Origin of the sequence: Proteus sp. G2669 (genome assembly GCF_009915245.1) — a bacterium.
Classification (GTDB): domain Bacteria; phylum Pseudomonadota; class Gammaproteobacteria; order Enterobacterales; family Enterobacteriaceae; genus Proteus.
Genome location: NZ_JAABLX010000056.1, coordinates 1 through 4,170 on the forward strand (window position 1 = coordinate 1; position 4,170 = coordinate 4,170).

Annotated in this window: 9 protein-coding genes; 1 reads left to right on the forward strand and 8 read right to left on the reverse strand. The window is 37.7% G+C overall.

The window, feature by feature from the left end; all coding sequences use genetic code 11:
• The 6 genes from GWI68_RS20085 to GWI68_RS20105 form a co-directional block, all read right to left on the reverse strand.
• A partial coding sequence (locus GWI68_RS20085) for a VENN motif pre-toxin domain-containing protein (protein ID WP_166541444.1) occupies nucleotides 1-320 on the reverse strand: 320 nt, incomplete at its 3' end.
• A gap of 35 nt (nucleotides 321-355) precedes the next feature.
• Complete coding sequence (locus GWI68_RS20610) at nucleotides 356-484, reverse strand: hypothetical protein (RefSeq protein ID WP_279543945.1); 129 nt, start codon at nucleotides 482-484, stop codon at nucleotides 356-358.
• On the reverse strand, nucleotides 472-810 hold the full coding sequence (locus GWI68_RS20090; protein ID WP_109410244.1) for a hypothetical protein: 339 nt from the start codon (nucleotides 808-810) through the stop codon (nucleotides 472-474). Before GWI68_RS20090 ends, GWI68_RS20610 begins: the two co-directional genes overlap by 13 nt.
• Nucleotides 811-812: 2 nt before the next feature.
• Nucleotides 813-1,877: a VENN motif pre-toxin domain-containing protein gene (locus tag GWI68_RS20095; RefSeq protein WP_166541445.1), complete on the reverse strand. Its 1,065-nt coding sequence runs from the start codon at nucleotides 1,875-1,877 to the stop codon at nucleotides 813-815.
• A complete protein-coding gene (locus GWI68_RS20100) occupies nucleotides 1,874-2,062 on the reverse strand; it encodes a hypothetical protein (protein ID WP_166541446.1) in 189 nt (62 codons plus the stop codon). The genes GWI68_RS20095 and GWI68_RS20100 overlap by 4 nt, the downstream gene beginning before the upstream one ends.
• Nucleotides 2,063-2,723: 661 nt before the next feature.
• Nucleotides 2,724-3,164 (reverse strand): hypothetical protein, encoded by a 441-nt coding sequence (locus GWI68_RS20105; protein ID WP_166541447.1) that lies wholly within the window; start codon nucleotides 3,162-3,164, stop codon nucleotides 2,724-2,726.
• 266 nt (nucleotides 3,165-3,430) lie between these two features.
• On the opposite strand from GWI68_RS20105, the gene GWI68_RS20110 reads away from it, so the two are divergent.
• Complete coding sequence (locus GWI68_RS20110) at nucleotides 3,431-3,541, forward strand: type I toxin-antitoxin system SymE family toxin (RefSeq protein ID WP_166541450.1); 111 nt, start codon at nucleotides 3,431-3,433, stop codon at nucleotides 3,539-3,541.
• Nucleotides 3,542-3,610: 69 nt separating this feature from the next.
• On the opposite strand, the gene GWI68_RS20115 is transcribed toward GWI68_RS20110, so the two are convergent.
• Together GWI68_RS20115 and GWI68_RS20120 are read right to left on the reverse strand one after the other, a co-directional pair.
• Nucleotides 3,611-3,865 carry a hypothetical protein gene (locus GWI68_RS20115; RefSeq protein WP_166541448.1) on the reverse strand — a complete coding sequence of 85 codons (255 nt, stop codon included), beginning with the start codon at nucleotides 3,863-3,865 and terminating at the stop codon, nucleotides 3,611-3,613.
• 1 nt (nucleotide 3,866) lies between these two features.
• Nucleotides 3,867-4,170, reverse strand: a 304-nt coding sequence (locus GWI68_RS20120) for a hypothetical protein (protein ID WP_166541449.1), incomplete at its 5' end; no start/stop codon positions are given.

Consider the following 4,170-nt stretch of genomic DNA (forward strand, 5'->3'; position numbering starts at 1 on the left):
CCATTTCGACAGGTCGCATTTTTCATGCACCATTCGTAACCCTTTTCTAGGCCTTTAATGATTAGCTTAGCAGCACCTATCGCATTATTCTTAACCACTACTTTTCCGGCTTGGGCGGCATTGGCAACACCTGTGCTATTATCGCTGATTAAACCGCCGACAATACCGGAAGTTAACGTTGCCCATGCACTTATATTCTGCTTTTCAGTTTCAGTGAGTTCTTCGGGGGTTTTGCCATAAAATGAGTGCGATAAAATACCCACCGTTTCGCCTGTCATTGCGCCAGAGGCTTGCACTACTGCATTCTCACCTTTTGCCAACGCAAGGCCTTGAGTAAGCCGTGCGCTATCGTGCGCTAAATATCACTTTCAACACTATTACCTTGAATTTGGTTTTTCACTTCATTAGCAAGATAAGGCGCGGAACCATTAGCAATCGCGGTAACAATATCATTTGATACTAATATAAAAACTATGTGAAACATGCTTTAATGTCATACTCATTTGTTGCAATTACTTTCAATAATGCACTTTCTGACCACACACTATAAAAATTATAGCTATAAAATCGTTCTCCAACTTCATCGGTATAATATTCTAGAGTCATTGACTTAAAAATATCATTTTCTTTCTGCTGTACATGAGATAAATCTTCATTCTCAACACTCATTGATTGTATGGATAATACTTCATAAAAAATAACAACCCACTCATTTTCATTCCAATCTGTAAAGAATAACTTCAATTCAGAGACTGTTGACTCTATTTTTGTTATTCTTCCATCAGAAATAGGTAGATCATTTAGTAACATATTTATTTTCCCGGATGTCGTTCATTTGGTAAGAATCCCGTTCCATGCCCAACCTCATAATTTTCTGGTTTTACTTTCTGAATAGTATTTTGTTTTTTAGCTTGATTCCAAGTTAAGTTATTTGGCTTAATTTCGATATGATAATGCTCTCCATGATGACGAGGATTAAAAGGACCACTATCTCCTGGATGACTTTCATAACGTATTCTTGTATTCGCATTTGGTTCCCAAAACATCCTCGTTGTTCCATGTTGAGTAGTCGATATTTTAGGTTTAACATCTAAAAATTTTGTTAGTTCGTGAGGATTCAAAGGAAATTTGTTAAGTGAACTATTAAGTTCAGCTTGCTTATCTACATGCACTTTAAAATTGCTTGAATTATTCCCTCTCTGGCTGGTAACGATATTTTCTTTTATCTGATTAGGATTGATTTTAGTTTGATTAATGACTTTATTTCCACCTCCTTTAGCTCCTTGGCTACCAATCAGCATAGGAAGTGTCATAGCCATCACCATGGAGGTTTCTTTATCTAATCTTATTGCCTCAAATTGTTTAGCCCACTGATGTTCGACTGTGATCCCTGTCGCATCCATACTCAACATATACACTGCAGGCAGATAATCACGAAACTCATCAGGCAACGATTTATCTGCGGCAAGATGTTTTATTGCTGTATCGAAAGCATTCCATTGTTCAACTAAATATCCATACTGCTGTTTACACTGCTCTGGTGAGGTTGAACAAATTTGCTTTATTTCTTCCTGTTGCCGAATATTGGCATCAACCATATCACGAATAACTTGCTGACATTCTTCACCGACACAAGTTCTTGCTTTATGTGCAAAATTTTCTAGTTGATTGGTGCTCAACCAATTATTCTCAACCACCACTTTCCCGGCTTGGGCGGCATTGGCAACACCTGCACTATTATCGCTGATTAAACCGCCGACAATCCCAGAAGTTAACGTTGCCCATGCACTTATATTCTGCTTTTCAGTCTCAGTCAGTTCTTCGGGAGTTTTGCCATAAAGTGAGTGTGATAAAATACCCACTGTTTCGCCGGTCATTGCGCCAGAAGCTGCACCAGTACATTCTCACCTTTTGCCAACGCAAGGCCTGCATTGAGTAAGCCGTGGGTAATGGTGCGCTGAATATCACTTTCAACACTGTTACCTTGAATTTGGTTTTTCACTTCATTAGCAAGATAAGGCGCGGAACCATTAGCAATCGCGGTGACAATATTGTTGCCCATTACACCTTGCGTAAATGCGGTGATGGCTTGGATTGCGCGGGTATATTTACCCCCAGTACCAAAGTCGGATTGCTTGGTATAATTCTGTAATGCTTGCTGGAAGAGGTGATTCTGAATATCACGCTCGGTGACGTTATCGTTAATTTCTGAAAGGGCTTGATAGAGATTGTCGTAATTTAGATTAGAAAAATATGCTAATAAAATAATGCCAAAGGATTAGTACCAGATCATTAGTTCAAAACAAAATATTATAGATAATTAAATAAATTTACTAAAATTTATGCCACCTATACACCTACAACCTTCATCACCACAGGGCAATTGCCTTCGGCAATTCAACATAACACCCAAGGATTATGTCTTGCGCCCTTTGGTGATAGTAATTACAGACTGATGTTTGGCTGGACACTACAAAATTAATATCTATTTAATGATTGACTTAGCCGCTCAATGTTTATTTTCCCAATAATTCACAAATAGATGAATACCACTAAAACTCAAACCAAACACTCCCCCAAAAATAATCGGTTGTTTTAAAAAGAATATATCAATGTAAAAAATACCTAATTTCATATAATGAATAGATTCAACAATAAAACCAAGCAATAAAAATGTAATAAAAACCAGTGCAAAATAACAAAAAAATAACATTAAAAAATAATTAATTACTTTCATTTTCGTTCTCTATTTTGATTTTCTTCAATACTTCGCTAGTCTCTTTATTTAAATATTCTGAACCCGCGGATCCAAGAAGGCTACCTATAATTCCAGGCATTGGCGATATACTCGGCGGAGCTGTAATTGATGGCATTAAAACTAATGGGCGTTCTTTAAGCCCGTTAGACCAAGGATTAAATTTATTATCAAAATGGTGAGTTAACCATTTTGTGCCTCCATAGCCGGCTGTTGAACCAACTAATGCGCCTTCCATTGAGACCCAAGGTGATCCTCCATCAATTAAACTTGAAATACCCGTACCAATAGTATTGGTTGTGAGCGTTCCCCAATACCCCATTCCTGATGTTATTCCTCCTGTTAACAAAGAAGAACCAAAGCTTGCATAACTAAAGCTCGCTTTTGGGTCTGTGTTAATATTATGCACCTGCATGCCTAAATTTGCCGTGTGGTAGTTGTTACACCTACCACACGGCTAGCAACAGTAGTGCTACCTAACCAACTCGATACATAAGGGCTAATAGCCTTACTCATTGGTTGCTAAGTCGATAACCTGCGCAACTAACGAAGGTAGTCCCTATTGCTAAGCGCGATTTTAGTGTAAAAACACAGACAGCTAAAGTATAGGAGGTTAAAACCAGACACTATACAGTGGGTTATACCCCTAACTGAGATACCCTCCCCAACCCGAAACTGACTTTCAGTGGTAAGTGGTGGAGTGAGTTAGGATTTACGGTGGGCAGTCACTTTACCCTCACTCGCCAAGCTGGGCAACTGATCATCCAGCTGGCTGAGAACGAGTAAACTGATTGAGGTAAAAGATTAAAACTTGTCGGCATAGTCACTGTTTAAATAGCCACTATGCCATTATTTTTATAGATCTTTGTACCTATCTGGAAGGTATCTTCTATTCTCCATTGATTTTATTAGATTTTTTAGATCTGCTAAGTAATGTGATAACTCTTGTTTATTTGAGCATTCCGTTTTTTCATATATTTGCTCATCAGATAAATGAGTTAAAACGTAATTTAAGCAATCTGTATAAATTACAACTTCCGATTCAGATAAACGAATATCAAATAAAGTTACATCTGCTTCTGGTATGTAATTAATTTTTAGTGTATCCATCTTACCACCTCACATAATCAGAAAATTTTTCTTTAAATTCATCTAGTTTTTCATTACTAGGTCTATTCCATCGACCATCTCTAATACGTTGAGCCGTATTTTTGTCGCTATTTTTAAATGACGTGACCACTTCGCCATCAGGCTCAATTAGATGTATTCTTCCATCATTACCTTTTACAACCCAGCGACCATCATCTTGTATTAATATATCGGAAGGTCTCGATTTCTGAACATCATTAATGACGGAACCAACTGGCCGACCCTCTTTATTTCTGATCCCCGCATGTTCACCTTGCGTAATTTTG